Below are 2264 nucleotides of genomic sequence, written 5' to 3'. Positions count from 1 at the left end.
CGTGCGGCTCGAAGGCCTCCTCCCAGGCGCGCATCAGCAGCGACTGGCCGGCGGCGGCGGCGGCCTGCTTCTCCGGCAGGGTCAGCGCGCGCTTCGGCAGGTCGAGCCGGCGGCGGCCGAGCGCCACGGCCCCGGAGGAGACCACCAGCACCTGCTGCCCGCGCTCGCGCAGCCTAGCCACGTCGGCGGCGAAGGCGGCCAGCCAGCGGGCGTCCGCCCCGGCCTCGCCCACCAGCAGGGCCGAGCCGACCTTGACGACGATCCGCCGGGCCTTCTCGAGCTCGCTCATGGCCGCCAGTCCCCGGAGGGCTCGGCCGCCTCGTCCTCGTCCTCGTCGGCGACGATCTCGCCCCGGCGGCGGCGGACCAGCTTCCAGGCCTCGCGCAGCAGCTCGGTGACGTTCTCGCCGGTGAAGCCCGAGACCAGCCGCGGCGTCACGCCCGCCACGGCCGCGAGCTCGGCGGCCTTGGCCGCGCGCTCCTCCTCGGAGAGGGCGTCGATCTTGTTCAGGGCCAGGATCTCCGGCTTGTCGGCCAGCTCCTCGCCATAGGCCTCCAGCTCGTGGCGGACGATCTTCCAGGCCTGGCCGATGTCCTCCTGCGTCCCGTCCACCAGGTGGATCAGCACCGCCGTGCGCTCCACGTGGCCGAGGAACCGCGTGCCGATGCCGGCGCCCTCGTGGGCGCCCTCGATCAGGCCCGGGATGTCGGCCAGCACGAACCGCTCGCCGGCCGACAGGTCGACCACGCCGAGGTTGGGGGCGAGCGTCGTGAACGGATAGTCGGCGATCTTCGGCTTGGCGGCCGAGGCGGCGGCCAGGAAGGTCGACTTGCCGGCGTTCGGCAGGCCCACCAGGCCCACGTCGGCGATCAGCTTCAGGCGAAGCCAAATGGCCCGCTCCTCGCCCTCCTGGCCGGGATTGGCGTGCTTGGGGGCCTGGTTCACCGGGCCCTTGAAGTAGGTGTTGCCGAAGCCGCCGTTGCCGCCCTTCAGGAACAGCACCCGCTTGCCGGGCGTGTCCATGTCGTAGAGCAGGGTCTCGCGGTCCTCGTCGAGCACCTCGGTGCCAACCGGCACCTTCAGCACCACGTCGGCGCCGTTCGCCCCGTGGCGGTTGCGGCCCATGCCGTGGCCGCCGGTCTCGGCCTTGAAATGCTGCTGGTAGCGGTAGTCGATCAGGGTGTTCAGCCCCTCCACCGCCTCGATCCAGACGTCGCCGCCCTTGCCGCCGTCGCCGCCGTCCGGGCCGCCGTACTCGATGTACTTCTCGCGCCGGAAGGACACGGCGCCGCCGCCCCCGTTGCCGGAGCGGACATAGACCTTCACCTGGTCGAGGAACTTCATGACGGACGGACTTTACGACGGATGGCCCACACGAGGAGGGCGGCGATCAGGGACTTGATGACGGCGCCGGCCAGGAACGGCAGGATCCCGTCGGCGAAGGCGCGGCCGACGCCCACCAGGGTGGCGAGCCAGGCCCAGCCCATGGCCAGGATCAGGGCGTGGCCGAGCAGGAAGGCGCCGGTCAGGCGCGCGGGCTCGAAGGTGTGCTCGGCGGTGCGCGCCGCAAGCGGGGCGGCAAGCAGCATGCCCAGCAGGAAGCCGGCGCTGCCCCCCATCATCGCCTCGGGCCCGCCCGCGCCGCCGGCCAGCACCGGCAGGCCGACGACCGCGAAGAGCAGCCAGACCAGCACGATCTGGAACACCAGCCGCATGCCGCAGAGCCCGGCCAGGACGAACAGCATCAGGCTCTGCAGGGTGATGGGGATCGGGCCCACGGGAACCGACGCCTGCGAGGCCGCCGCCATCAGCCCCGCGCCGGCCAGCACCATGGGCACGCGCCACACCTGCCCGCGCGCCGCCAGGAAGCGGGCGAGCGGCGGCTGGGTCACGGCCCTGATCTCGGCGTTCGTCATCGGCAGCGGCGATAGCACAGAAAGGGGCTGAACCACGAAAGGCACGACGTGCACGAAAAGAGCAGGAACCACGGAATACACGGACCACACGGACCTGGGGCTGCTGGACAGGGCTTCAAGGCGCGCCGAGGCGCGCAACGAGACAGCCCAGGCTCCGGACCCTTTCGTGTCTTTCGTGCCTCTCGTGGTCCTCCTTCCGTGTGGTCCGTGTATTCCGTGGTTCCTTGAACCTAGGCCAGCCACACCATCATCCGCGTCGGCACGGGCTGGCCGCGGGCGCGGCTCTCCTTGAAGGCCACGTCGCCGGTGTAGAGGAAGCCCGCCTTGCACAGCACCTGGCCCGAGGCC

The 2264-nt window shown here is 71.7% G+C and carries 3 protein-coding genes; all 3 read right to left on the bottom strand.

Annotated features, from left to right (window positions below; genetic code table 11):
- Positions 1-289, bottom strand: a 289-nt coding sequence (locus tag V7Z97_RS20150; protein WP_442958058.1) for an amino acid kinase family protein, incomplete at its 3' end; no start/stop codon positions are given.
- Entirely contained in the window at positions 286-1344 is a 1059-nt protein-coding gene (gene obgE / locus V7Z97_RS20145; RefSeq protein WP_334165373.1) for a GTPase ObgE, read from the bottom strand. The genes obgE and V7Z97_RS20150, both read right to left, overlap by 4 nt.
- A complete protein-coding gene (locus V7Z97_RS20140) occupies positions 1341-1892 on the bottom strand; it encodes a biotin transporter BioY (protein WP_334165371.1) in 552 nt (183 codons plus the stop codon). Before V7Z97_RS20140 ends, obgE begins: the two co-directional genes overlap by 4 nt.
- Between the last annotated feature and the right edge of the window lie 372 nt (positions 1893-2264).

The organism is Phenylobacterium sp., from assembly GCF_036821595.1.
In the GTDB taxonomy this organism is placed as follows: Bacteria; Pseudomonadota; Alphaproteobacteria; order Caulobacterales; family Caulobacteraceae; genus Phenylobacterium.
Note: the sequence above shows the minus strand (reverse complement) of the source record. Positions and strands in the feature narration are given on the sequence as shown.